We start from the raw sequence: 25,636 nt of genomic DNA on the forward strand, positions 1-25,636 counted from the left end.
GGCAAGAGAAAAAAGCGTTACGGTGTTGCGACCGCGCGCAGGTTTGGGTGAGCTAGGCCAGCGGATATCTAGGCTTTTCTGCTAGCAAGTCAGCTGGCTGAGCTTCTGCACATGCTGGGATATAACGGTCAATCCGGCGAAGCGGCTCTGGCAACGAGATATGAGCTTTGCCAGAGCAGCAAGTCGAGATTGTTACGCAGCCATGCGCTCGCATTCTTCAGCGCACTTCATGCACGCTTTGGCACACTCTTGGCAGTGATCCATCTGATGTTTCGCGCATTCCTCACCGCATGCGCGGCAGATCTTGGCGCAAAGGGCACAGAACTCCTTGGCGTACTCACTTTCACGGCTCATCAGTGTGGCGGCCAACCTACAAATGTCTGCGCAGTCACGGTCCAACTCGATGCAGCGAGCCATCATTTTTACGTCATCCTCACGCAGGCAAGCAGAGGCGCACGTTTCGCACACTAGGGCACAGTTCGAACAAGCTTGGATACAGGAAGCGAACATTGAGTATGTCATTGCGTTCTCCAGGGTTCGATAGTGGTATGTCGTCGGTGCCTACTAGCCAAATACCTCATAAGCGTATTAGCAGGCACTGAATTACGACACGCTCCTACCGAGCCCGTTTCGACCAACTTCATTACAATGCTGTAAGGTGCGCAACGGTACCGAATATGATGTATGCGGTGACAGTTGGAGACGATGAGCCAAACTTCCGATGGCTTAGCCGGCTTCGCTAGTCTGTTCTAGATAACCGGTGGGGTATGGGGAGCTCCCGGTCGCCACGACTGGGAGCATCCAATGGGGAACGGCCGGAGCGAAAGCCCTTAACTATGAGAGTCACTAGACCTGCGGCCTAATGGTTGTGAAAAGCCCTCCGGTACCGTTGCGTCGAATTAGGATGGCCTAAGACCGACCCCCTTTGCTTGTGCCGAGGCGTCTTTCTAAGAGCCTGGTCAGAACCGCTTAGGTACAGACATACCGGATGTTAGTGGTCGTGTTGCTTCCCGTCTGCGTGTACATGGTTTTTTGAAGGAGATTTGCCTTCCGCATCGGCGTTGTCACCGCCATTGCCATTGCTGTGTTTAACCGCCTGGGGCTCCTCTGACGCATGATGGTCATCGCTTTCATTATTACCATGGTGACCAAAGTTTGATTGGCCGGCTGCATCACTTGAGCTGCTAGAGCCATGGTGATCCGAGTCGCCACTGTCGCCCTGATGGTGGTCGTCCAAGGCCACCTCACCATGTTGTTGACCGTGCCCAGCTGGGGTCTCCCCACCACCATGCTGGTGACCACCGCTAGACGCAACGAGTGCTCGATACGCTCCTTCATCTAACTCAGGAAGCTTCTGCAGAAAAGCCACCATTCCCCAGATGTACGGGTCAGCCATGCTTTTACCCCACGCAGGCATCCCAGTGGCCTTGATGCCATGCTTGATGACCCAAAATGTTTTTGCTGGGTCACCGTATAGCCCCGCTTCAGCCAGGCTGGGTGGTGCGGGATAAAGGCCATTGCTTAGCTCGGTCTCAGCCATGCCTGGCGCCAAATGACAACCCACACACATCGAGTCGTAGTTCCCCGCCCCGGCGCGGATTTGGTCTTCATCGTCGAGAGATGGCACGACTATGTCTTCGGAACGAACCTCAATCGAGCGATTGCGAGCAGTTTCCAGGAATGCGTGCACGACTCCCGTATGAGGATCATCCGCGGCAACGCTAATCAGTCCTGAGAAAACAACTCCGGCCACTACCAACAGGCCCAGAGCACAGAAGGCAGCGAAGCTAATAATTATTCTTTTCATCGAAGGTCCTTAAAACCAAAGCCTGACGCCAGCAACGAACCGCGCCTCATCTAGGTCTTCGCCCTCATCTCTCGCCATATCAGCGGTATTACCGTATGCCCGGCTCCACGTGACGCCGATGTACGGTGCGAACTCACGAACGATTTCGTATCGGAGGCGGAGCCCCACCTCTGTATTTGCTAGACCAGCGCCCACTCCGCGTGCAGGATCGTCCTTGCCATAGAAATTGAACTCGGCAGTCGGTTGGAGGATGAGCCTGTTCGTTAGAAGGATGTCGTATTCGCCTTCTAAGCGTGCTGCTGTCTGCCCACCTTCACCAACAAAGGCGGTGGCTTCCGCTTCGAATCCATACAGAGCCAGCCCCTGAAGGCCTAAAGCCGCCCACGTCTGCGGCGACTCGGGCTTAAAGTCCTGGCGAACACCTGCTACTACATCCCACCAGGGACTGATTGCACGCCCGTAAAGCGCCTCAATTTCCGCGTCTTCAGTAACGCCATTCGTTCGCTCACCATCCGAGCGAAACCAGAACCGATTGATATCGCCACCAACCCAGGCAGTAGCTTCCCAACTGAGGGTGCTACCTTCATTTGCGTCCTGGTACTCAAGTTGATCTAGCAGAAGGAACCAGGCCAGATCCTTGTCATGGACCGTATGACCTTGAAGACCAGGGAAAGCCGCTTCTCTATCCGCATCGGTCAATACTGGAATGAACGAGGGATGAACCATGCCGGGCATTTCGAGCGTATCGTCATGCTTCATTTGGCCATGGTTCATCTTGCTATGGTCCATCGCACCATGACCCATTGCAGAATGGTCCATTTGCCCACCGGAGCCATGATTCATTGCCGCGGGCTTGGCAGAAGATGCAGGGGCTTGAGCTGCCGGAATAGGAGGGGTTTGATGCGTCGAGTGATCCATCATCTCGGCGGCGTTGGCTATCCGTCCAGCCGCTGCGCTCAACGAAACTCCGAGCGCAATAAGAGCAAAGCGAGAAGATCTAGTGGTCATGGTGCGAATCCACCTCAGTACCAGTAGCCTTCGGGTCATGATCCATCTTGCCATGGTCCATTTCACCATGGTCCATCGAGCCATGACCCATGTCGCCGTGGTCCATTTCTGAGTTAGAGGAGCCTTTTGTCTGAGATGCCGGCTTGTTGCCTGAATTTTGCGACGAAGCCGATGGTTGCTTGTGCTGATCATGCGTTTGCTCTGCAAACGCAGCTGATATATTCATTACGCCCAGCAGACTGAACATTAACGCGCTGCCGATAAGAGTTTTACGCTTCATAAAATTTCCCATATAAAGTTCCTCTTACTCGTCCACTCGGACTTCACGAAACATGCCCATTTCCATGTGAAGCAGTAGGTGACAGTGATAAGCCCAACGCCCGAGTGCATCGGCTGTCACGCGGTAGCTGCGCTTCGAACCTGGAGGCATGTCGATCGTGTGCTTGCGAACCATGAACTTTCCATTCTCATCCTCAAGATCGCTCCACATACCATGCAGATGAATCGGATGGGTCATCATGGTGTCGTTGACCAAAGTGATGCGTACCCGCTCGCCATATTTGAGCCGCAGGGGCTCCGAATCAGAGAACTCTATACCGTCAAATGACCAGGAGAACTTCTCCATGTGGCCGGTGAGATGGAGTTCGATCGTCCGACTGGGCTCACGGCCGTCCGGATCGGGGAAAGTGCTTCTCAAGTCGCTATAGGTCAGGACTCGGCGGCCGTTGTCTCGTAAGCCAATACCGGGATCGTTCAGCCTATGAGTTGGGCTCATGGTCTGCATGTCCACCAGTGGGTTATTGGACTCTGAGGGCGGGTGCGATTGCATACCTGCGCTCATCCCAGCCATTCCAGAGTGGTCCATCCCGGACATCCCACCCATTTTGCTGTGATCCATGCCGGCCATTGCGCCCATGTCGCCCATCCCTTGCATGTCACCGTGGTTCATGCCGGACATGTTGCTATGGTCCATCGCGCCCATGTCGCCGCCATGGTCCATGCCCGCCATACCGCCCATGCTGCCGTGATCCATCCCCATGTCGTCCATGGTGATTAGTGGTCGAGGATCGGTTTCTGGAACAGGAGCGCTCAGCCCTTCGGCAACCGCTAGCGTGCCACGGGCGTATCCTGTGCGATCCATCGATTGGGCGAAGATCGTGTAAGCCTCCTCGGTCGCAGGCTCGACAATCACATCGTAGGTTTCTGCCACGGCAATGCGGAATTCGTCGACGCTAACTGGGTTGACGTATTGGCCATCGGCTGCGACTACAGTCATCTTCAGCCCTGGAATGCGGACATCGAAATAGCTCATGGCCGAGCCGTTGATGAACCGCAGACGAAGCTTCTCGCCGGGCTTAAAGATGCCGGTCCAGTTCCCGTCGGGTGCTTGGCCGTTCATTAGATAGGTATAGGTGTAGCCGCTTACGTCGGCGAGGTCGGTGGGACTCATTTTCATCTGAGCCCACATTTTCCGATTCGCAATCGTAGCGGCCCAGCCGTCTTCGCTCACGTCGTTAATGAAGTCTCCGACAGTGCGCTTGTGGAAGTTGTAATAATCGGACTGCTTCTTGAGCTTAGAAAGGATTCGAGCGGGATCCTCATCGGACCAATCAGTCAACATCACCACATAGTCGCGGTCATAGCTGAACGGTTCGGGATCCTTCGCATCGATGACCAAGGGACCATAGACACCAAGCTGCTCTTGTAGGCCTGAATGACTGTGGTACCAATAGGTACCGTTCTGTTTAACCTGAAACTTGTAGACATACATGCCATCGGGAGCGATGCCGTGGAAGCTCAATCCAGGCACGCCATCCATGTTGGCCGGCAGGATCATGCCGTGCCAGTGAATCGATGTATCTTCGCTCAACTTATTTCTGACTCGCAGCGTGACGGTATCCCCTTCACGCCAACGTAGAAGCGGCCCTGGGATGGTCCCATTGATAGTCATCGCTGTCCGGGCCGCGCCGGTGATATTGACCGGCGTCTCCCCAATCAGCAGATCGAACTCCGTGCCACTTAGTACGCTGGGCTGGCCTGGGCTAGTCACTGCCCAGACCGGAGCTCGCCACAAGCCAAGACCGCCAAGGATGCCTGCGGCAGTCAAGCCTTTAACAAAGGTTCGCCTAGAGGTTTTACGTTGCATGTGTAGGTTCCAATCAAACTAAGGAGCCAAGCCGAAACCAGCCGTAAGGTTGGTGTTGCCAGCGTTAAACGATCTTAGAAACTCGCGCACGGTCTGTCTTATCAAGCGACTCGCCTTTAATCGTAAATATGGCATGCCTAAGAAAGACGCGGGATTACATTTTTGTAAGCTTAAAGCGCTTCAGAAATCGCCCAAAAAATCGCCTGTGAGCATGTCAATCTCCAGGTGGAAGCTGCGCAATGGCTTTTGATTTCCGTGCAAGGATCCGGTTGCAACGATACTCATTGAAGTCAAAGATTGCTCAATGTACGGCTAATACCATCAGCCTCTAACCGCTGCCTTCACATTATTATATTCCGATCATCTTAATAGTTTAATTTAGGCTGCAGCTTTGATAATAATCGCTTAAAATAATGTGCGCTGTTAATACTGATATCGCCGGTTCTTCCAACGAATGTTACAACTACCAACACCGTGGCAACTACAACATCCGAGAAAGCTGCCACAGTTCCGAGAGGTGCATGGTCACAGTTGCGTAAGGTTTCGCTTCAGCAATTAGCGTGGGCGTGCTTCGCTGAAGTTGCTTTTGAGGCTACCTCCTGGGCTTGGTCCTTCTGGTCAGCCTGATAACTAGCGATCGCTATTTGGCGAGCCTGCTCCATACGAGCAAAGGTACGATCACCACCACCTTCTGCCATTGCATAGGAAGAGCTTGCTGCGATGGCGAGCAGTACAGAAACGGATCTGAAGAATTTCATTACTTGTTACCTCGTTCGAAGACATGGGAGACCCAGCGCAGCTCCATAAATAGAGGCTTTGGCTTTGGCTTGGTCTTGTGTCTAAGCTAACCGAGCGTTCCTGTCAGAACCCTGATTTAGACATTACGGTTTCGTCAGTAATGCATAAAGGCAGTGAGCCCAAGCGAAAGCGCAGGTAGCGTGCATGGTGCCTTTTCGTTCAGGCAAATAGGTCTTGTTTCCAGCGGGCAAAAAAAGGGCGCCATCTAGGCGCCGATAGGCCAAAGGAGCATGGAAAAGGCCAAAAAGCAGAGTGTGGGAGCAACTGCTGATGTAGACGTTAACGCTACAAGCTGTCAGACAGATGATGCGAGCATTACGTTTCTGTAAGGTACTGGCTGCACGCCCTGACAATCGGCACACTGCTCCAAATGCCGGAGGGAATACTTTCATGAAGCTTCTTGTTGCTGAAGACGAGCCGAAAACAGGCACCTACCTACAGCAGGGGCTTTCAGAGGCAGGCTTCACAGTCGATAGAGTTGAAAACGGGACCGATGCTGCTCAGCACGCGCTTCATACCACATACGACTTGCTCATCTTAGACGTGATGATGCCTGGCCTGGATGGGTGGCAGGTTTTACAGAAAGTCCGCGCTGCTGGTAATGAGGTTCCCGTGCTCTTTCTCACCGCCCGAGACGGGGTTCAGGATCGAGTAAAGGGATTGGAGTTGGGCGCTGATGATTATCTCATCAAGCCGTTTGCCTTCTCCGAATTGCTAGCCAGGATCCGTACGTTGCTTCGCCGCGGCAATAATGTCCCCAACCAAACAATACTCAAACTCCTCGACCTTGAGGTCGATCTGCTCAGGCGTCGAGTTACGCGATCGGGGAAACGAATAGACCTAACTGCAAAGGAATTCGCACTTCTTGAGCTATTACTTCGGCGTCGCGGGGAAGTGCTCTCAAAGTCCCTTATCGCCTCCCAAGTATGGGACATGAATTTCGACAGCGATACCAATGTGATTGAGGTGGCGGTACGACGGCTGAGAGCAAAAATCGATGATGAGTTCGAACCTAAGCTCATACAAACCGCGCGTGGGATGGGCTATTTGATCGACGCGCCAGACCCCTAGAGCGAAATGCTCGGCATTTCACGCGATGGGCCAAGCTACCGGTACCGATGCGGTTAAGGCGAGCCACCGAGCAAGGAGCGGTGCCGAACCTCAGTTCTCCGAGCTGGATTTCTTCAGCTGTGGCACGAAGAAGATGGGTCTCTGCGGGGGAGCTATCAGAATATCACTGGATTTGATGCTAGTGCCCTTGCGACGCCTGGTCTTGCCATCCTTACCGACCGCCAGCAAATCACCGGTCGCAACAGCGATATCGAGCGCCTGCTTTACGCGAAACTCGTCAGCCATGGTGTAGTTGGTCAATCCGCTCATCAGGCCCAAAAAAAGTTTCCGTTCTACCTCGTAGACCTGTTTGGGCAAGAGCTCTGAAAGTTCTCCTCGGACGCGGTCATCGGTGGCATCGTCGAAGTGATGCTCATCCAACAGCAAATCGTGTTGGCCTGTCACGGCGATATCCGATTGGCGTCGTAGCCGAAAAAGCTGGAAGGCGACAGCATATGGGAAAAGTTGTTGCCGTATTTCCAGTGGATCTTCTTCATCACATCGTTGGCGCGGTAGTTGTTCGCCAGATGGATAAACCAATAGGCCATCGGGTTGCTGCCAGCAGGGCGGATGAAGAACACGGTCATGTACTGGGCACCGCTTTCCTGTTTGATCCCTTCAGACAGATGGCGTTGGATCAGGTACTGCCAATTGCGAGGCTGATGTGCCTTCAGCTCTTTCAGCATGCCATGCGCTTTTGTTGGTGCAATCTATAAGCGTGCGTCGGTTGCCGGGCATTAGTAAATGAAAGGCTACCGAGACAGTAAAGATTTGAAGTGGGCAGTCTTCAAGCTAATCAGGCGATCTACAATAAAGCCAACGTCTAACCGAGTCACATTGAAGTCAATTTAGTCGATTAAACGTCTTTATATATAGCGCGCCTCGGTTGCATGCGGCTTTTGATTGGGAATGCAATGGCGGGACATTAGCGCGTGCACGCTTACCGTGGTGCATTGAAACTCAAAATATCCAGTTGCTCGGTCAGCCAGCGATGCGCCTGATATGTACTCTGAAATTTACGAGCTAGGATGCGTACACCTTTATCTACGCTACAGTCACGGAGCGTGAGGCCATGACCTTCTTCGTCGATTTCGTAGGTCTTTGCTTTCATATCGCCGAGCTGCATCGCCAGCAGCCTAACGTCATCGAGTGAATGAATGGGGGCTATGCTGTGCTTGCGCACGTAGGAGCGTACCTTCTCAGAAAGCTCATTGAAGTCATCTGCATTAATGCGGTGGACTATATCATCTGAATCTGGGATTTTCTCCGGATAGTCATCATCAAGTGATACGCAGTGTTCCACACCGTGAATGCTTGCTACTAGGTATTGACCGCCGACTTCGTCGCGCTCGCAGTTAAGAATTAGGATAGACATGATTTTTCCTCAGGTTGTTGTTCTGTTCATAATTCTAAGTTGCTCTGCTTAAAAAAGGCAATAGGCTAACTGTATTTTTATGCAGTCTCTGGTTAACGCCCCGGAGGCCGTTCGGCTGGCTATCTAGTAGAGTGTTCGACCCAAAACTCATAATTTAAAAGTGGCACAAGCAGTATGTCGTGGGCAGTGGTGTCTCGGTAAGCGATCGCGCCAGTCCGTCGCCGACCCAGGCTGTGAGCGCAATTTAAAATTACTCTACTTGGTTCTCGCATTTTAAAATGTGAATCGGCTGAAAGAGTGGAAGCACCTGCTGATACCCGACGCTATCCAGTCGGTCTATGTGCTGCTCCCGGCGGGTTGTCTTGATGGGTCAGGTAACATGGTGCGTTCTTGGCCAACGAACCAAAGTCCGGAATGCGATATAGAAAGGATAGAATTTTTGCACCTTTGCAATGTTTGGCTTTTGGGGTTATATGAAAAATAATGCTCTGGTTGTTGTTTTTTTGTTTTCGTATTTGCTATAATTGATTGTGTGGCATGTGTCACGCAAATAATAATTAGAAGAATAATATGAATGCAGAGACTCAAAGCGCCTATATTAGTTTGGCCAGTAATTTTTATGCGACTCGGATGCAGGGCGTTGAGCTTGATGAGCTCAATATTATTGGTGCTTTACTACGGGCGGCCCCTGATTACCGCCCGGATTATTATCGGCGCCTACGTAACGCTTTGGCGTTTGATCAAAAGCATCGAGGAAATTTCTGGGCTGCCCAAGAAATCAATCGTACGCTCAATCCGGTCACTGTGTTAAATCTGCCGCGAAAGAAAAAGCAGCGACGTCCGCAGAAGCTTTCTACCGCTGATTTCGAAGCGTGGCTACGGTGTCTGGCTGAACGAGATATGCCTGTCGAAGCGGGAGCTTTAATGGTGATATCTCTTACCGGAGCGCGATCATGCGAGCTTAACGGAATTTCTATCGATGGCCGGCGCATCCATATATCCGGTGCAAAGCTTAGCCACAACGGTTTACGCGGCGCTAGCCGAACGCTTGAGGCTGATGGAGACGTCTGCAATATCTTGAGAAACGCTCTCGCTGCTTTTAAATGTCAGCCGCGCAGTATGGATTCAATACGCGTTGCGCTTCACCAAGTCGCTACTGAGCTATTCGGTAGGAGGAAGGTGCCGAGTATGTACACACTTCGTCACCAGTTCGGCTCAAATCTGAAAGCCTCAGGCATGTCCGCAATAGAAATGGCATACGTCATGGGGCACCAGGCTACCGATTCGATTAGCCGCTATGGCGATAAAAGATTTGGACGTGCAGAAGCGGTTAAGGTTAAGCCTGCAAGCGATGCTGACTTTTCAAAGGTGAGAGATACAGTGCCTGCTCGAATGCGTGCGGACGCCGTGGCTCTTAATGATCAGCGAGACTTGGATCGTAGGACTGAGGTCGCTGACGGCTGAGGTGATGTGGTCATTTCAGCGGACAATCATGAATTCCTTAGGCTATAGAGCGTTTGTATCTAGCTCTGGTTTTGATAGCGGTTTCCACCTTTACGTCGTCAACGCTCAGGTATCTGTTCGTTTTGTCGAACCATTGCATCGCCCTTTGTGATTGGCGTATAAACACACAAACACCTATTAGCGGAGAACGCTATGAATACCATTCGCTGGAATGTCGCCGTCTCGGCCGACACCGACCAGTCGCTTCGGATGTTTCTGGCCAGCCAGGGCGGCGGCCGTAAGGGCGACCTGTCGCGCTTCATCGAAGAAGCGGTACGGGCACACATCCTGGAGCTGAGCGCTGAGCAGGCCAAGGCCGCTAACGCCCATCTGAGTGAGGCAGAATTGACCAACGCGGTTGACGAAGCGCTCGACTGGGCACGTAAGCGCTGATGCGGGTCGTGTTGGATACCAACATCCTGTTCAGCGCCCTGATCTCGCCACATGGCGCGCCCGATGCGATCTACCGTGCCTGGCGGGCGGCGCGTTTCGAGGTGGTGACCTCGCGGATGCAACTCGATGAAATTCGTCGAGCCAGCCGCTATCCCAAGCTTCAGGCCATCCTACAGCCCGCCAAGGTGGGCGCCATGATCAATAACCTGCAACGGGCTGTGGTACTGGAGCGCCTGACCATCGAGGTCGAAGCCGATGATCCGGATGACTCGTTTTTGCTGGCCATGGCCTTGGCGGGCGATGCGGACTACCTGGTAACCGGTGATCGCCGCGCCGGCCTGCTGCAACGCGGGCACATCGAACGCACGCGGATCGTCACGCCCGCCGTGTTCTGCGTCGAGGTGCTGTGATCAATGCCGGTCGGTTTTCTGACTCAAGAGCAACGCGACGGTTTTGGCCGCTATGTTGATTCGCCCAGCCGTGAAGAGCTGGAACGTTACTTCCACCTGAGCGATGAAGACCGTGAAGCCATCCAGGTGCTGCGGGGTAACCATAACCGTCTGGGTTATGCCGTTCTGCTGACCACCGTCCGCTTCGTTGGCGTTCTGCCGGACAAGCCCGCCGCCGTGCCGGTGGAAGTCCTGCAGGTGCTTTGCCGACAACTGGCGATTCCAGACCCCGACTGCCTCCAGCGCTATAGCGATCATCGCCGCTGGATACATGCCACCGATATTCAGAACCGCTTTGGCTATCGTCATTTCACCGATCCGGGCATCGGCTTTCGCTTGAGCCGCTGGCTGTATGCCCTCTGCTGGACGGGCACCGACCGGCCGGGAGTGCTGTTTGAGCGAGCCACCTCGTGGCTGTTCACACAGAAAGTCCTCCTGCCTGGTGTGTCTCAACTAGAGCGCTTTATCGCCCAGTTGCGCAGTCGGGTCGAAGAACGCCTCTGGTTTACGCTGGGCCGCAGCGTGACTGAGGAACAGCGATTGCAACTGCAAGACTTGCTGACGGTGGCCGAAGGCAACCGCAGCTCCCGGCTGGATCAATTGCGCTCCGGCCCGGTCATGGTCAGTGGCCCCGCGTTGATTCGGGCACTGCGCCGGCTCGATGACGTGCGCGGCATCGGCATCACCTTGCCGGCGGCGGCGCACATCCCTCCCAGCCGTATCGCCGCCCTGGCCCGCTTCGCCAACACGGCCAAGGTCACCGCGATTAATCGGCTGCCGGCGTCGCGGCGGATGGCGACACTGGTGGCCTTCGCACTCTGCCTGGAGGCGACTGCGCACGACGACGCACTGGAAGTCCTGGAGGCCTTGCTGCGCGACCTGTTCAGCAACGCGGAGAAGGCCGACAAGAAAGCCCGCATGCGCAGCCTGAAAGACCTGGATCGGTCGGCCGCGACGCTCGCCGCCGCGTGCAAGGTCGTGCTGGACAGCTCGATCAGCGATGACAACGTGCGCGCCCGGCTGTTCAACGACCTGCCGAGGACCACCCTGGAAAAGGCCCTGGAAGAGGTCAACGCGCTGATCCGCCCGGTAGATGACGTCTATTTTCTTGCATTGGAAGCGCGCTACCGCAGCGTGCGCCGCTTCCTGCCCGACCTGCTCAAGCACATCCGCTTCGGCTTCAGCCCGGCCGGCAAGGGCGTGGCGGCTAGTCTGGAGTGGCTGCAACTGAACCTGCCGCGCCGGAAGCCAGAGGATGACGCGCCGCAGGAGATCGTGGCCAAGGCTTGGCAGAAGCACATCACCCGCGAAGATGGCTCCCTCGACATGGGTGCCTATGTGTTCTGCACGCTCGATGCGCTGCGCACGGCCCTGCGCCGCCGCGATGTCTTCGTCTCGCCCAGTTGGCGCTATGCCGACCCGCGCCTTGGCCTGCTCGACGGTGCCGAATGGCTGGCGGCGCGACCGATCATCTGCCGGTCACTGGGCCTGACCATCGACGCCAAAACCACCCTGGACGCCTTGTCCGTCGAGCTGGATGCAACCTGGCTGGCAGTAGCCGCGCGCCTGCCCGACAACCCGGCGATTCAACTGAGCGAGAACACCGAGGGCAAGACCGAACTGTCGCTCGGGGCGCTGGACAAGCTGGACGAGCCCTGCTCGTTGCTGCAACTGCGGGCGGCCGTGTCTGACCTGATGCCGCGTGTCGATCTGCCGGAAATCCTCTTGGAAATCGCCGCCCGCACTGGCTTTTCCGAGGCCTTCACCCATGTCTCCGAACGCAATGCACGCGCCGACAACCTGGTCACCAGCCTCTGCGCGGTGCTGTTGGGCGGGGCCTGCAACACCGGCCTGGAGCCCTTGATCCGCACCGACAACCCGGCGCTGCGCCGTGACCGGCTGTCCTGGGTCAGCCAGAATTATATCCGCGACGACACCCTGTCAGCGGCTAACGCCATCCTGGTCGGAGCGCAAAGCCAACTGGAACTGGCCCAAGTCTGGGGTGGCGGCGAGGTCGCCTCCGCCGATGGCATGCGCTTCGTCGTACCGGTGCGCACCGTGCATGCCGGCCCCAATCCGAAGTATTTCGGCACCGGCCGGGGTGTCACCTGGTACAACCTGATTTCCGACCAATTCTCCGGCCTCAACGCCATCACCGTGCCCGGCACGCTGCGCGACAGCCTGGTGTTGCTGGCGGTCGTGCTGGAACAGCAGACCGAGTTGCAGCCGACGCAAATCATGACCGACACCGGGGCCTACAGCGATGTGGTGTTCGGGCTCTTCCGCCTACTTGGCTACCACTTCAGTCCGCGGCTGGCCGATGTCGGCGGTACCCGCTTCTGGCGCACGCGCCCGGACGCGGACTACGGCAAGCTCAACGGGCTGGCCCGCCAGTCGGTCAAACTCGACCTGATCGCCGAGCACTGGGACGACCTGCTGCGCCTGGCCGGCTCGCTCAAACTCGGCCGGGTGCCGGCGACTGGCATCATGCGCACGCTGCAAACGGGAGATAGACCCACCCGGCTGGCCCAGGCGCTGGCCGAATTCGGGCGGATCGAAAAGACTCTGCACACGTTGACCTATATCGACGACGAGTCCAAGCGCCGCGCCACCCTGACCCAGTTGAACCGAGGCGAAGGCCGGCACAGCCTGGCCCGCGCCGTGTTCCACGGCAAACGCGGCGAGCTCCGCCAGCGCTACCGCGAAGGCCAGGAAGACCAGCTCGGTGCTCTGGGCCTGGTGGTGAACATCATCGTGCTGTGGAACACCCTCTACATGACGGCGGCCGTGGAACGGCTCAAGCAGCACGGCTATCCAGTGCTGGAAGAGGATTTGGCCCGGCTATCGCCGCTGATCTACGAGCACATCAACATGCTCGGGCGGTATTCCTTTGCGGTACCGGAAGAAGTTGCGCGCGGCGAGCTGCGGCCACTGCGTAATCCAGACGACGACCTGTGATCCCCCTAAACGCTATGAGCAACACCCAAGCTGCTGCTGGATCGGCGGGCACTTCACCGAGCCGAACGAACAGAAAACGCAGCAATCCCCTGGGTTGGGGCGCAGCAGCGCCTTGCAGTTGCTGCACTCGTAATAGAACTGGCAGGCGTCCGTGGGCATGGTTTCCGGCTTGGCGAAGCCGCAGCGCGGGCAAGTCAGCACGGACTCAAGGACAATGGCGCTCATCGTGACCTCACTTCTGCACTGTGGAGGGGTATCCCGCGTTCGCGGTCGCCTCAGTCAGTGCCTCGGGCTGGGCCTTATCGGGATCGTAGGTGACGGTCGCCGTCTTCTGGTCGAAATTGACCTGGACGTCACTCACGCCGGACACCTTCTCCAGCGACTTCTTGACCGTGATCGGACAGAGTCCGCACGTCATGTTCTGCACGTCGAGCGTGACGGTTTTCGGGGGAGCCGCCAGCGCCACGAAGGGCAAGGCGAAAAGCACGGCGATCAGCAGTTTGCGCATGGTTAATCTCCTTCAGTAGAACAGCGGGGCGAGCCACGGCACGGCCAATAGGCCGAGCAGCAGCACGCTGACGATCCAGAACACGAGTCGCTGTCGCACGAGCGTGCGCGGATCGGCGCAGGGTGTACCTGGCGTACAAACCTGTGGCACCAGGTAGAGCTTGCGGAATGCCAATCCCAGGAACAGTAGAGTCAACCCGATGAAGAGGGGGCGTAGTGGCTCCATCATGGTCAGAGCGCCCACCCACGTACCGCCGACACCGAGTGCCAACAGCACCAGTGGCCCGACACAGCACACCGACGCACCGATGGCGGTCAGCGAACTCGCGACCAGCGAGCCTTTCCCGGTGAGTTGCATCCCCATTCCCATCTCCTGAGCCTGATTGCCTAGGTGCTATTCTAAACTCCGTACCAAAGTACGGAATCAAGGAGAAAGTGATGGCCACAGAGCTGACCATTGGCAAGCTGGCAGACGCCGCCGGGGTGAACGTCGAGACGATCCGCTACTACCAGCGACGCGGGCTGCTGGATGAACCAGCCAAACCCTTGGGTGGCCATCGGCGCTATCCGGTGGACATGGTGAAGCGACTGCGTTTCATCAAGCGGGCTCAGGCGCTGGGTTTCACGCTCTCGGAAGTCGGTGGACTGCTGACGCTGGATGAGTCGTGCGCCTGTGCCGAAACGCGAGCACGGGCTGCACGCAAGCTCGCGTTGATCGAGCAGAAGATGGCCGACTTGGTCGTCATGCAGCAACTGTTAGGCGAACTGGTGCAGCAATGTGATGCGGGAGACGGCGGAACGATCTGCCCGATCATCGAGGCACTGATCAGAGAGTAATGCCTGGCGGGTGAGCTGGAGATCGGAAAGCCCCTTTACGGTGGGATTCAGAGCTTACGTTGGTTTTTGGTTCCATTGCTCCCCAAACCCCAACTGCCGCTTGATCACCCGAAACGGGTGCTCAACCTTGGCCCGTACCTGAGCCTTGGCTTTCTCGATCTTGCGTCTGGCTTTGTACAGCGCGCTGCTCTTGCCCAGCTTTTTGTAAGTGCTGCGCCGTGCTGCCACCTGCCAAATCACTTCGCGGCCATCATGCTCGGCACGCTTCTCGACGCCGGTATAACCCGCATCGGCGCAGACCACGTTTTCCTCGCCATGCAGCAACTTGTCGACCTGGGTGACGTCCGCCACGTTAGCCGCCGTACCTACCACGCTATGTACCAGGCCCGATTCGTCATCGACGCCGATGTGGGCCTTCAGTCGGGTAAAGCAGGAGTGTTACCACTCCTGCCTCCCCTAAGAACCGTACTTGAGAGTCACCCCTCATACGGCTCAAGCCTTCCAGCAGCCTGAGTGAGACTGGGTAACCTGACGATGCGCTCTTCGGCGCTCAAGGTAAAACGTCCATGCCGGATCGAACGGGTTCGCTGCACTGCATATTTTGATATGCCGCACGATCGAAACACTGGCGGCGGCATACAGCCAAGCGGGTTGACTCATGCCGCGCGCTTTCTCCTGGGTGGCGAAAACCCAGTGCCGTTGACCCACGACACGAAAGTAGCGTTGTTTTACCCAATGGGCACTTTTCATGGCGTGCCGGCGAACTGCCCAGCGCCATAACACTTGCCAAATCTGATGGTCGATCCATGCGAAACGCTTGGCGGCGACAACATGGCGATGATACATGGCCCATCCTCGGATCACCGGGTTCAGGGTCAAGATCAAGTTAGCTTGAGTCGCCGTCTTGTTTGCGTTCGCGATTTCCCGCACCTTATCCAGCAATGCCTTCACACTCTTGCGAGCCGGAGTGATGAGTAGCTTGCCGGCGTACTTGCGTACGTTCTGGCCCAGAAAATCGAAGCCTTGCGAGATATGCGTTATCTGAGTCTTTTCATCAGAGAGTTCCAAGCCTCGCTCTTTCAGGAACGCCTCAATTGCAGGACGAACCTGATGTTGCAAAACAGCTTTCGTGGCCCCTGTGATGATGAAGTCATCGGCATATCGTACGACGTGTATCTTGAATGGCTTACGCTTGCGCGCTGTCGAAGCCACGCTTGCATGGACGACATCTTCCAGGCCATCCAGCGTCCAATTCGCAAGTACCGGAGAGATGATTCCCCCTTGCGGGGTTCCTGCCTCCGTTGCGAACAAGGCTCCCTGATCGACATACCCCGCTCGAAGCCATTTGCGCAGAACCACCTTATCCATGGGCACGTTGGTGAGCAGCCAATCGTGACTGATATTGTCGAAACAGCCTCGAATGTCAGCTTCCAGTACCCAATGCGCCGAACCACGTTTCGCCAGTGCATTGAAGCAATGTGCGATTGCATCGGCAGTGGATCGCTGCGGCCGAAATCCATAGGAGTTGGGGTCTGCACGCGTTTCGGCAACCGGCTCAAGTGCCAGTTTCCACAGCGCCTGCATCGCACGATCCCGCATCGTTGGAATTCCCAGCGGACGCTTCTTGCCATTGCTTTTGGGTATGTAGATGCGTCTCAGCGGTTGAGGCCGATAGCCCCGATGCTGTAACGCTTGTGCTCCCGTCGATTTAGCCACCGGAGTCGACCAGATCTTGCCATCAACGCCCGGTGTTCTCTTGCCTCTGTTTTCCGTCACTCGTTTCACGGCCAACAGTTTGCCGCTGAACGAGCGAGTCAGCAGTCGTTGCAAGGCTTGCACCTTGCCCCACCTGCCTTCTCGTGTTGCCTTGGCGATACGTACCTGGAGTCGTTTCACTTGCGACTCGATCTGGTTCCAGTGTTGGGGCCAGGCCGATATGAAGTTCGAAGGCGCACCAATGCTCGCCGTTGCTTGCGCATTGGGTGCGAACACTGCCATCTGCTTTCCTCCGTACAACGATTGATCAGGTTTTCTCGCCATGGAAGACCGTGTGGAAGTCTGCTCGCTTTCGCGCCAGATGATGTTTCAATCTGTATTCACCCCATTACAGGGTGACCTTCGCTTTTTCCACATTCCTTTACCCGCAGCATCAACAGCTTGCTTTACAGCTCACCTGCCGAAATCGGCAACGCTACGGGCTTACCCTGTTCCGCATGGATTTCCGAACGGGTCGGGCTCCTCGATTTCGCCGGCGGCACCACATCCACGAGGGGCTATCGGTAAGAGCCCCTGCCTGGCCGCGCACCTTTTGGTTCAAGCCTGTCAGCATCTTTGGCTTGGCTACTATGACGACGTTTATATGAGATTCACTTGTGTTAGCCGTACCCGTTCATCCCTAGCACCTCTCCGCCTTGATGCTGGCAGATTCAGTCTGGCCTCGCGGTTCGACCTACCGAAATATCGGCGGTTACATTGTCCCCAGAGCTTCAGACCCGGCTGTTGCCGGCCACGCCTGTCTGGGTAGGGAACGAGTGGTGGAACAGTCGGTTCCGTCGGGCGTTAACCTGCGGAACAGAAACCCATGCGACTTTCAGGTCGCACTGCCGAAGTAGTATTGCTGGCCTTTCTTGGTCTGGTGCATCTCCGGGTCGCGCTTGCCGTCCTTGTTCTTGGTTGAACTCGGCGCGTTGATCAGTGTGGCATCGACGATAGTGCCTTGGCGCAGCGACAGGCCGTGGTCACCCAGGTGGCCGTTGATCACAGCCAGGATGCCGGCAGCCAGCTCATGTTTCTCCAGCCCGGCTTTGGAGCTTTTTCCTGCGAGCCAATGCCATATGTAGACAAATCCCTTCCTTCTCACCCGATACAGAGTCTGCTCGCTGTGAGAATGGCAAGCGTTATGTATCCAACCGATGATACTGCCGAATTCGACGAAGCAGGAGCAAACCGAGTCCGAGTGCGATCACGCCAAGGATAGGCCAATCCCGCCAGCGCACATAAGGGGTCGCGCCAGTTCGGGGGGTCACTTCGGCGCTGAGGGTGGCTACGCGGAATTGAGGAGCGCGTGTAAGGACCTTTCCCTCATAGCTGACAGTTGCTGTGATGCCCGTGTTCGTGGCTCGCAGTAGGTCACGTCCGGTTTCGATGGCACGCATGCGGACCATCTGGAAGTGCTGGAGAGGGCCGATTGAGCTGCCGAACCAAGCATCGTTGCTGACATTCACCAGTAACTGCGCTTCGGGCAGAAGTTCCGTGACTTCAGCACCAAAGACCGCCTCGTAGCAGATGAGTGCTCCGACGGGCACACCCGCTGCGTTAAGGACGTGCGCTTCCCGTCCTGGTGTGAAATCGGACATAGGCGCCCCGAGCACGTCGAGGGCCGAACCCAAGAAGTTCCGGAGCGGAACATATTCACCGAATGGCACCAGGTGGCGTTTGTAGTAGTACCCTGCGGGATCTGAGAGGCTTATCACCGCGTTGTAGGTGCGACCGTCCGTCTCGCGTATAGGGACGCCAATCATTAACGAGGTGCCGGCCTGATCGGCTAACGCCTCGAGCTCAGCAAGATATTCTCTAGCCTGGTCATGCCACATCGGGATTGCCGCTTCTGGCCAAATCACGATGTCGGCCCCGAGATGCTGCTTCGTAAGCGTCTGATAGCGGTCAAGCGTGATTTCCCGGGAATCCGGGTCCCATTTTTTGTCTTGCGTGATGTTTCCCTGCAAGAGGGCAATATTGATAGGGCCAGCGGCTGGCTGCGTCCACTCACGATCCAGAATCTGCAAGCTGGCGAGAGTAGCGATTAACACGGCACCGGCTACCGTCGCACGGTGCAGGCTTAAGCCCAAGATAACCCACGCAAGCCCGCCAGCGAGCAAGGCCACCAGAAAACTCACGCCAAGCACACCAAAGACAGGAGCGATAGTGGCAAGTGTGGTGTCGGTCTGGCTGTAGCCGATAAAAAGCCAAGGAAAGCCGGTTAAGAACCAGGTGCGCATCCATTCACTCAACACCCATGCCGCTGGTAGCCCTAGCCAGAGCGCCGTCGCATCGATCTCAGGGTGCAGGCGGCGTACGAGATACGCGACGCCCCATGGGAAGAGAGCTAGCAGCGAGACAAAGGCCGTTGTGGCTAACACTGCCACCACGGGGCCATTGCCGTACTGGCTGATGCTGATGTAGACCCAGGAGACACCTACGCCGAAGTAACCAAGGCCAAATATGTAGGCCGACCATAGCGCCTGACGCCTTGAAGATTGCGCGACCAGGACAAATAATGCGGCAAGAGCCATCACCGCAATCCATGCCCAGCCCACAGGGGCAAAGGCAAGCGGCATGGCGCCTCCGGCTAGTAAAGCCATCACCCTTGTCAGAAACGTCTTGTAGCGCATTCCCGAGGTTAAGTCGGACGGTAGAGCGCACTTATCACCCAATGCTCTCGCCTCCTAAGCCAAGATCAACCCTGTAGCTCATGCTTTCTTGCTCCGCTCAACTCACACCCATCAACCCATTCGACGGGCTGACCAGAGTAGCAAAGTGAACTTTCTGAACTCGACAAGGTGCGCCGTAAGCTGGGAGCTGCTCCGTATTCGGGGCCATGCCGAGATAACGGGAAAATTCACTCACATCCATCCTAACTGATTGATTTATCAGAACATTTCCATGACGGGAATTTTTATGGAATCATAACGAGATCACGGAAAATTAAGACATTCAAACCATAAATGTTTGATTTCTAGGCTTTGTGTTGCTCTCACATGCTTGCGCATGTTCGCCCACCTTCAATTAGTCTCAAATGTGGGCTCGATGGCAGCTGTAAACTTTCCTCCCCTCGGAGGTGATGATCATGCGGCACGTTGCAATGCAGCCAACGGAAACGACTTCAGACGTTACCTGTGACGCTTGTTGCCAAAGCACAAGTATTGAAACCGCTCTGCAATCACTCGAACGACAACTCGTTTCACTGCGGGCTAATTGCAACGATGGGCGGGAAGTTGAGGCTTGCGGCATTCTCGCCGGAATTAGCGAGGACGCATGCATTAAATGAACGGCGTTGGGGCTTGCGGGCCTGGTTACCCGGCCAACGCGCATGCCCTCGAAATGGTTGTTTGTCCCTGTGGTTTTTGCCCCTTCGTAGTGATGGCTGTCTCCGTGCGGTATCACTTTGAGTCAGGCCTGCCGAGGAAACGTGAGTTCAAACGTGGTCCGACCGTCTTTGCTGGCGACGGCCACGTGGCCTTTGTGGAGGTTCATCACTGAGCGGACAATCGCTAGCCCCAATCCTGCCCCGTGAGGTTGTATGCCGTTAACGCGGTAAAAGCGGTCGAACAGATGTGGGAGATGATCCGATTCGATAGTCGCGCCATGATTGGTGACAGCCAGCGAGACGATGTCTACGTCCTCCTCAAGGATCTTAAGTTCGACCGTACTGTCAGTATTTGAATGCCGCAGCGCGTTGGATAGCAGGTTGGAAATGGCCCGCTGGACCATAAGTCGATTTCCCAAAATCATGGCATCGCCCGTTACTGTCGTAGCGACTCCCGCTTCTTCGGCAAGGACTTCGAAGTATTCACATACGCGCCTCGCCTCGCTTCCTAAGGATAATTGTTCGAGCTTCAGTGCTGGGCTGGCGTGGCTGGCCTGGGCGAGAAACAGCATGTCTGACACGATTCGATCCATGCGTTCGAGTTCTTCAACCGACCACTCGATCACCTCCCGATAATGCTCCTTGCTTCGCTCACGCACCAAAGTCACCTGCGCCTTGCCTATCAGGTTGTTCAGCGGAGTTTTTAGCTCATGAGCCACATCGTCCGAGAATTGTGACAGTTGCTGAACGCCGTCATCGAGTCGATGAAGCATTACGTTGAGGCTGTGCGCCAATGCCTGGAGCTCTTGCGGAAGCCGATCGGTGCGGATTCGGGGTGATAGGTCCTGTGTCGATACCTTAGTCGCCAAGGCCCGGAACTTGCGCAGCGGTCGCAAACCATTTTGGGCGATTAGCCATCCAGCCAATCCGATCAATATCAGTAGCATCGGCACGGTCACTAAGGCCGAGCGCAGAAATGCAGCCACTAGCCGTTGATCGGCACTGCGATCTTGCGAAAGTAAAAGCGTCATTGGAGCCAGTCCCGGGACTTGGATTTGCTTGCGCCCGGTTAGCATCTGCACGCGATCTTTCGTTGTCCAGCCAAGATAGTCGCCGTCCCTGCTCACGAGATCCAGCTGCTGCGGCGCATTGGCGAAGCGGCCGATACTGAAAATGGGTGATTTCGCTGTATCGCCGATGACCGTAATCGAAAGGTTGTCATGGCCGAGTACCGTATCGCTCAGTGCGTGTTGCCAGGAGCGGCCCATACGGGCTTTGGTGTCTTCGAGGAGTCCATGATCGATCTGCGAGAGCTTGGCCGTCACTTCCTCCTGGGCGCGCAGTTCCAGTTGGCGCACCAGTACCCAGTAGCTCAGTGCAATCAGCAGCGCGACCAAAGCGGCGCCGGTAAGTGTGATTTGTAGCGCGAGACGCGATGCGAGGCTGAGTGGCTTCAAGGCCGCGCCTCCAGCACGTAGCCCACACCCCGGATGGTGTGTATCAGGCGATCGCCGAAGGGTTCGTCCACTTTCATCCGCAGGCGACGAATCGCAACATCCACCACATTGGTATCGCAGTCGAAGTTGATGTCCCACACCATGGCAGTTATTTCCGTACGCGTGAGGACTTCGCCAGTCCGGCGCATGAGCAGATGCAGTAACGCAAATTCTTTGCTGGTGAGGTCGATACGCTGACCGCTCCGGTAAGCCCTATGCCGGCCCGGGTCCAGTTCGAGGTCGGCTACACGCAGGTTGCTCGGAAGTGCGACTGCCTCGCCTCGCCGCAACAGTGTCCGGATACGGGCAAGCAGCTCGGGGAACTGGAACGGCTTGACCAGATAGTCGTCGGCGCCCGATTCCAAGCCGCGGACTTTTTGCTCTAAGCGGCCATTGGCAGTCAGCATGATGACGCGTGTCTGCTTACGCCGCCTGATGAGTTTGAGCACCTCCCACCCATCCATGGTTGGCAGATTCACATCTAGCAGCACGATGTCATAGTCGTTCTGCAGTGCCAGGTGAAATCCATCGAGGCCATCACTTACGCAATCGACCAAGTAACCACATTCGATAAGACCCTGTTGCAAGTATTCCGCAGCTTTGATCTCGTCTTCGACAACCAGGATGCGCATGTTTTCAGGTAACTCGGCAAGGAGGTGCGCGGTAAGCGGAACCAAAAAATACTCCATGTAGTAACTAGGTCAAGACGAAAGCGGCTTGGCTCTAGCGTGAAAGGCAGAGGCGAAAAGATCTGCCCAGGGAAGCGGGAAGCACTTTAACGCGGTAAAAGCCCTGTGAGGGCTATCTTGCGAATTTGTAATCTACCGGTCATTTGGTTGACCCGCAGCGCGAGCGGGTGCACCAAACGAAAAAAGGCGCCCTGATGGGCGCCTGAAACACATCTTCAAACCAAGGGAGCAAACTAAAGAAGATGTGGTGTTGCTCATGGTGTTTCACAAGATCGAGAGAGGGTACTCGGCGATGAATCGGACCTCATCGAGGTCGGACTCGAAAGCAGTCGCCCGCGTGGTAGCCTGGCGCACCCGCAGAGACAAATCCTTGAGAGAGCCAGTCTGTACAACGTAGCGGGCTTCGACGTCGCGTTCCCAGCGGTTCTGTCCGGTCAGCGGCGCACCGTTATCGTCTTGGCGCATGTACACCTCGTTCGCGTTGCTGTAATCGGCGCCCCAACCGCGGGCGTAGCGGGTCATGAAAGTAAGCCCAGGTATGCCGTACCCCGCCATGTTCAGGTCGTAGCGCAGCATCCAGGACTGTTCTTTAGGTGAGTTGAAATCACTGTACTGGATGGAGTTGTTCAGGTAGATCGAGTCCGCCTGGCGCAGGTAGTCAAAGTCGTTGTTACCGTTGTTTCGCTGATACGACGCCGTGACGGTGTGCGCGCCGAAGGCGACACCCAGGCTGGAGCTCCATATGTTGTTGTTGAGTTCGCCCAACAGCTCGCGGCCTTCATCGGTTGCCTTGTAGTAGTTGAAGGTGCCCAGCAGCGCGACGACATCAGAAAGCGGGTAAGTGGCCGATACACCAAAGTAATGCTGATTCCATGCATCTTTAAGGCGGCTGGTATACAGGCTAAGACTGAGATTTTCGTTGACGCTATAGTCGCCGCCTGCGTAGCCGAGCCAAGGGGCGTCGACGGCACCGCCATAAAACGTGACGAAGTCATCGTTCGTGTTGCTGGTATTGGGCTGGCTCATCGCGTGTAGGCGCCCGGCCGCAAGCGTAAGACTGTCCAGCGAGTTGTTCACAACGGTGAACCCCTTGAAAGACTCCGGCAGCAGCCGTGCGTCACCAAAGTGCACGACGGGAGTAGTGGGGAACACATCACCAGCTTTAATCTCGGTGTCCAAGAACCGTGCTTTCACGGCCCCTCCCACTCGAGAAAAGTCATCCTCGGCATCGCCGGCGCTATTGTAGGGGAGAAGATCGACGCTTTCGCCAGCACCGGAACGTCCTGATCCAGAATCGAGCTTGAGACCGAGCATGGCGAAGGCGTCGACACCGACCCCCACCGAGCCTTGAGTATATCCGGACTCGAAGAAGGCCATTAATCCGTGCGCCCACTCCTCAGAGTAGCCATTGCCGGTCGCACTCTCACCGTCGCGAAAATCTCGATTGAAATAATAGTTGCGATTTATCAGCGATAGCGTGCTGCCTTCGATGAAGCCCTCCGCTGTTTCCGATTGGGCAAAGACCGGGGCGCTGCCCAATGCCAGTGAAAGGGCTGTTAGTGAAAAAACGGCCATTTTGCTCATGATGATGCTCCTGGTGTACGGCAGGTCAGTGCTCAAATGACGCCTTTCGCTTTTTTTTAGCGCTTAGGCAAGTTCTTCCCTGCAGATGACCGCAGGATTAGCGGCAAATTACTATTTTGTTATCTGAGAGGCAAGCAATCGCGCATATCCTCGATTACAGATTTGTAATGTTGCGGTCACGCGGTCGTTATCCACTCTTCTTTAAAGTCAGCCCCATGGCCATCAGTTATCTCCCCGGCTTGGCGAGGCAGATAAAAACGGCGGTTGCAGGAGCTGAGTGCAACACGGTTATTGAATTGAAGCAGGCGCATCATGCCGCATAGCCATGGCTTCCTGCATCACTTTGCCCATAACTTCAATTGGGCATTTGAAGTCGAAGCGCTTACGTGGGCGCATGTTCAGTTGCAGTGCGATGGCATCCAGTTCTTCCTGGCTGTGTACCGACAGGTCTGTGCCTTTGGGCAGGTACTGGCGGATCAAGCCATTGATGTTTTCGTTGCTGCCGCGCTGCCAAGGGCTGTGCGGGTCGCAGAAGTAAATGGCCACCCCGGTCTGCTGAGTGATTTCAGCATGCCGCGCCATTTCTCGGCCCTGGTCGTAGGTCATGCTCTTGCGCATCGCCAGCGGCATGCCATTGAGCGCTGCACTGAAGCCTTCCATCGCCGAGGTCGCCGTCGCGTCGTTCATCTTCACCAGCATCAGGTAGCCACTGGTGCGCTCCACCAGCGTACCTACAGACGAGGCGTTGGCCTTGCCCTTGATCAGGTCGCCTTCCCAATGCCCTGGCATCAGCCGGTCTTCGATCTCCGGCGGACGTACATGAATACTGACCATCTCAGGGATCTGACCGCGCCGATCCACACCGCCAGAGCGCGGCCTGCGCGTCGTCTTGCTTTGGCGCAGGCAGATGATCAGCTCCTTGCGCAGTTCACCGACCGGCAGGGCATAGATCGCGTTATAGATCGTCTCACGACAGACGTAGGCCTCTCTGAGGCTGGGAATGTTCATGCTGCGCAGCTTGCCGGCAATCTGCTCGGGAGACAAACGCTCACGCAGCATATGAACCACCAGCTCAAAGCGCTCGCTACCCGGCAACAGCTTTCGCATCGGTCGACACACCTGGCGGCGGGCTTGCATCTGCTGTTGGGCTACACGGGCCGAGTAGCCACCACAGGCATCTCGATTGCGGCGCAGCTCCCGGCTGATGGTCGAAGGGGATCGGTTGATCAAGCAGGCAATCCCACGCAGGCTGAAACCTTGGGCATGACCGATTTGAATGGTGGCGCGCTCTTCAACGCTGAGTTCGGTATAAGACATGGGGGCAGCACCGTACCGGAAAGGTCAGGTGTTGCACTCAGTTTTTGCCGCCGCCAACGCTTTCGTGTATTGTGTCCTAAACTCAGGACGAATCACTGTCGCAGTAGCGGCGCTGTGTTCCGCGTCTTGGCGGGGGTAGCTCTATGATTGGATTCGACATCTAAACCAGGAAGTCATCGTTTTGCCTTGGATGAGAAAAATAGTTCTGCTGTTGTTGCTAGCCCTGTTCCCATTGCAATCATCATGGGCAGTTGTTAGCACGAGCTGCAGACATGAGGATGGTTCGGCAGCAAATCATCTTGGACATCACGAACATTCGCACGAGTCTCTGGGTGCTGACGAGGAAGGATCGTCAAAAGCCGCAAAAAAAATCAGTCTGGATGGAGACTGTGTCTTTCATGGCGACCATATCAAGCCGCTTATAACGAAAGGGATTTCTCCCGGTTCGGTATTATCAATAAGCTTGAAACCGTTTCTTTCTGCTAGCTACGCATCGGCTGAAGCCGGGCGTCCTGAAAAACCTAATTGGCGCATCGGTGCAAAGCCGGTGAGACGCCAGATTAACCAGTAGGA

23 protein-coding genes and 4 pseudogenes are annotated in these 25,636 nt (G+C 56.0%); 8 read left to right on the plus strand and 19 right to left on the minus strand.

Annotation, left to right across the window (positions count from 1 at the left end):
- Positions 1-192 precede the first annotated feature (192 nt).
- The 6 genes from LW136_RS03910 to LW136_RS03935 all read right to left on the minus strand — a co-directional run bounded on the left by LW136_RS03910 (position 193) and on the right by LW136_RS03935 (position 5,719).
- Positions 193-522, minus strand: a complete 330-nt coding sequence (locus LW136_RS03910; protein ID WP_234174697.1) for a four-helix bundle copper-binding protein — start codon at positions 520-522, stop codon at positions 193-195.
- Between the two features lie 469 nt (positions 523-991).
- Positions 992-1,807, minus strand: a complete 816-nt coding sequence (locus LW136_RS03915; RefSeq protein ID WP_017245517.1) for a c-type cytochrome — start codon at positions 1,805-1,807, stop codon at positions 992-994.
- Positions 1,808-1,816: 9 nt separating this feature from the next.
- Positions 1,817-2,815, minus strand: a complete 999-nt coding sequence (locus LW136_RS03920; protein ID WP_042922867.1) for a copper resistance protein B — start codon at positions 2,813-2,815, stop codon at positions 1,817-1,819.
- Positions 2,805-3,107 (minus strand): hypothetical protein, encoded by a 303-nt coding sequence (locus LW136_RS03925; protein WP_042922869.1) that lies wholly within the window; start codon positions 3,105-3,107, stop codon positions 2,805-2,807. The genes LW136_RS03920 and LW136_RS03925 overlap by 11 nt, the downstream gene beginning before the upstream one ends.
- Before the next feature lie 12 nt (positions 3,108-3,119).
- Entirely contained in the window at positions 3,120-4,961 is a 1,842-nt protein-coding gene (locus tag LW136_RS03930) for a copper resistance system multicopper oxidase (RefSeq protein ID WP_003292636.1), read from the minus strand.
- A 548-nt stretch (positions 4,962-5,509) separates the two neighbouring features.
- A complete protein-coding gene (locus tag LW136_RS03935; RefSeq protein ID WP_015275566.1) occupies positions 5,510-5,719 on the minus strand; it encodes a co-regulatory protein PtrA N-terminal domain-containing protein in 210 nt (69 codons plus the stop codon).
- A gap of 430 nt (positions 5,720-6,149) precedes the next feature.
- Here LW136_RS03935 and LW136_RS03940 point away from each other — a divergent pair, with 430 nt between their 5' ends.
- The gene (locus LW136_RS03940) at positions 6,150-6,830 is read left to right on the plus strand and encodes a heavy metal response regulator transcription factor (protein WP_003292635.1); all 681 of its coding nucleotides are present in this window, start codon (positions 6,150-6,152) and stop codon (positions 6,828-6,830) included.
- A 90-nt stretch (positions 6,831-6,920) separates the two neighbouring features.
- Here the strand turns inward: LW136_RS03940 and tcmP are convergent.
- Positions 6,921-7,552, minus strand: a pseudogene (tcmP, locus tag LW136_RS03945) (three-Cys-motif partner protein TcmP); the annotation flags it as partial.
- A 257-nt stretch (positions 7,553-7,809) separates the two neighbouring features.
- Positions 7,810-8,244, minus strand: coding sequence for a hypothetical protein (locus LW136_RS03950; RefSeq protein WP_017246346.1), 435 nt, complete (start codon positions 8,242-8,244; stop codon positions 7,810-7,812).
- A 570-nt stretch (positions 8,245-8,814) separates the two neighbouring features.
- Between LW136_RS03950 and LW136_RS03955 the strand changes: the two genes are divergently transcribed.
- The 4 genes from LW136_RS03955 to LW136_RS03970 all read left to right on the plus strand — a co-directional run bounded on the left by LW136_RS03955 (position 8,815) and on the right by LW136_RS03970 (position 13,547).
- Complete coding sequence (locus LW136_RS03955; RefSeq protein WP_234174698.1) at positions 8,815-9,708, plus strand: site-specific integrase; 894 nt, start codon at positions 8,815-8,817, stop codon at positions 9,706-9,708.
- Positions 9,709-9,900: 192 nt separating this feature from the next.
- On the plus strand, positions 9,901-10,140 hold the full coding sequence (locus tag LW136_RS03960) for a ribbon-helix-helix domain-containing protein (RefSeq protein WP_003089107.1): 240 nt from the start codon (positions 9,901-9,903) through the stop codon (positions 10,138-10,140).
- On the plus strand, positions 10,140-10,550 hold the full coding sequence (locus LW136_RS03965) for a putative toxin-antitoxin system toxin component, PIN family (protein WP_003150546.1): 411 nt from the start codon (positions 10,140-10,142) through the stop codon (positions 10,548-10,550). Before LW136_RS03960 ends, LW136_RS03965 begins: the two co-directional genes overlap by 1 nt.
- A 3-nt stretch (positions 10,551-10,553) precedes the next feature.
- The gene (locus tag LW136_RS03970; protein WP_003299771.1) at positions 10,554-13,547 is read left to right on the plus strand and encodes a Tn3 family transposase; all 2,994 of its coding nucleotides are present in this window, start codon (positions 10,554-10,556) and stop codon (positions 13,545-13,547) included.
- A 12-nt stretch (positions 13,548-13,559) separates the two neighbouring features.
- On the opposite strand, the gene LW136_RS03975 is transcribed toward LW136_RS03970, so the two are convergent.
- From LW136_RS03975 to LW136_RS03985, 3 genes are read right to left on the minus strand one after another with little or no spacing between them, the layout of a single operon-like run.
- Positions 13,560-13,772, minus strand: coding sequence for a GDCCVxC domain-containing (seleno)protein (locus LW136_RS03975; RefSeq protein WP_003089113.1), 213 nt, complete (start codon positions 13,770-13,772; stop codon positions 13,560-13,562).
- A 7-nt stretch (positions 13,773-13,779) separates the two neighbouring features.
- Entirely contained in the window at positions 13,780-14,055 is a 276-nt protein-coding gene (gene merP, locus LW136_RS03980) for a mercury resistance system periplasmic binding protein MerP (protein ID WP_003150552.1), read from the minus strand.
- A 12-nt stretch (positions 14,056-14,067) separates the two neighbouring features.
- Positions 14,068-14,418, minus strand: a complete 351-nt coding sequence (locus LW136_RS03985; protein ID WP_003089115.1) for a mercuric transporter MerT family protein — start codon at positions 14,416-14,418, stop codon at positions 14,068-14,070.
- Positions 14,419-14,492: 74 nt separating this feature from the next.
- On the opposite strand from LW136_RS03985, the gene merR reads away from it, so the two are divergent.
- Positions 14,493-14,891, plus strand: coding sequence for an Hg(II)-responsive transcriptional regulator (gene merR, locus LW136_RS03990; protein ID WP_003089120.1), 399 nt, complete (start codon positions 14,493-14,495; stop codon positions 14,889-14,891).
- Positions 14,892-14,975: 84 nt separating this feature from the next.
- On the opposite strand, the pseudogene LW136_RS03995 reads toward merR, so the two are convergent.
- The 4 genes and pseudogenes from LW136_RS03995 to lnt all read right to left on the minus strand — a co-directional run.
- Positions 14,976-15,311 (minus strand): annotated as a pseudogene (locus LW136_RS03995) (transposase); the annotation flags it as partial.
- Between the two features lie 72 nt (positions 15,312-15,383).
- Complete coding sequence (gene ltrA, locus LW136_RS04000; protein WP_011911882.1) at positions 15,384-16,889, minus strand: group II intron reverse transcriptase/maturase; 1,506 nt, start codon at positions 16,887-16,889, stop codon at positions 15,384-15,386.
- 604 nt (positions 16,890-17,493) lie between these two features.
- Positions 17,494-17,688, minus strand: a pseudogene (locus LW136_RS04005) (IS5/IS1182 family transposase); the annotation flags it as partial.
- 100 nt (positions 17,689-17,788) lie between these two features.
- Complete coding sequence (gene lnt, locus LW136_RS04010) at positions 17,789-19,228, minus strand: apolipoprotein N-acyltransferase (protein ID WP_017246079.1); 1,440 nt, start codon at positions 19,226-19,228, stop codon at positions 17,789-17,791.
- 590 nt (positions 19,229-19,818) lie between these two features.
- On the opposite strand from lnt, the pseudogene LW136_RS04015 reads away from it, so the two are divergent.
- A pseudogene (locus LW136_RS04015) lies at positions 19,819-19,938 on the plus strand (Cd(II)/Pb(II)-responsive transcriptional regulator); the annotation flags it as partial.
- Positions 19,939-20,060: 122 nt separating this feature from the next.
- Here LW136_RS04015 and LW136_RS04020 read toward each other — a convergent pair.
- The 4 genes from LW136_RS04020 to LW136_RS04035 form a co-directional block, all read right to left on the minus strand.
- Positions 20,061-21,434, minus strand: coding sequence for a heavy metal sensor histidine kinase (locus LW136_RS04020; protein WP_234174699.1), 1,374 nt, complete (start codon positions 21,432-21,434; stop codon positions 20,061-20,063).
- Positions 21,431-22,105: a heavy metal response regulator transcription factor gene (locus LW136_RS04025; protein ID WP_046622620.1), complete on the minus strand. Its 675-nt coding sequence runs from the start codon at positions 22,103-22,105 to the stop codon at positions 21,431-21,433. Before LW136_RS04025 ends, LW136_RS04020 begins: the two co-directional genes overlap by 4 nt.
- 321 nt (positions 22,106-22,426) lie before the next feature.
- Positions 22,427-23,746, minus strand: a complete 1,320-nt coding sequence (locus LW136_RS04030; RefSeq protein ID WP_165563524.1) for an OprD family porin — start codon at positions 23,744-23,746, stop codon at positions 22,427-22,429.
- 288 nt (positions 23,747-24,034) lie between these two features.
- Entirely contained in the window at positions 24,035-25,063 is a 1,029-nt protein-coding gene (locus LW136_RS04035) for an IS30 family transposase (protein ID WP_038661402.1), read from the minus strand.
- Between the two features lie 181 nt (positions 25,064-25,244).
- Between LW136_RS04035 and LW136_RS04040 the strand changes: the two genes are divergently transcribed.
- On the plus strand, positions 25,245-25,634 hold the full coding sequence (locus LW136_RS04040) for a hypothetical protein (protein ID WP_139229603.1): 390 nt from the start codon (positions 25,245-25,247) through the stop codon (positions 25,632-25,634).
- Positions 25,635-25,636 lie beyond the last annotated feature (2 nt).

The organism is Stutzerimonas kunmingensis, assembly GCF_021432085.1.
Taxonomy (GTDB): domain Bacteria; phylum Pseudomonadota; class Gammaproteobacteria; order Pseudomonadales; family Pseudomonadaceae; genus Stutzerimonas.